Annotated in this window: 1 pseudogene; it reads right to left on the bottom strand. The window is 46.9% G+C overall.

Features of this window, described 5'->3' with window-relative positions:
* Window positions 1–118 precede the first annotated feature (118 nt).
* Window positions 119–324, bottom strand: a pseudogene (locus HBA93_RS19945) (DMT family transporter); the annotation flags it as partial.

Below are 324 nucleotides of genomic sequence, written 5' to 3'. Positions count from 1 at the left end.
AGTGATCAGAAAACTGAGTTCAAATATCAGGCAACCAAAAACATCAACACGCCGGAAAGCTATCAGATGGATCCGCGCAGCGATGTGCCGGAAGAAGATGAGAAGAACTGAGAAATACTCAGCTCTTTCTCAGTTTTCTGCCGGATAATTTATGCTCGCGGAAAATGATGAAGATACCCGCACCAATCACAATCGAACTGCCGATCAGCATTTGAGCGGTCGGTACATCGCCAAAGACTACATAGCCGATGCCTAACCCCAGCAGCATGGATGTATATTCGAATGGTGCAATGGTCGACATTTCGGCATGGCGGTAACATTCTG

It is taken from the genome of Ochrobactrum sp. SFR4, assembly GCF_019730395.1.
GTDB lineage: Bacteria > Pseudomonadota > Alphaproteobacteria > Rhizobiales > Rhizobiaceae > Pseudochrobactrum.
The sequence above is the reverse complement of the archived record's forward strand: the minus strand, read 5'-3'. Positions and strand labels throughout refer to the sequence as shown.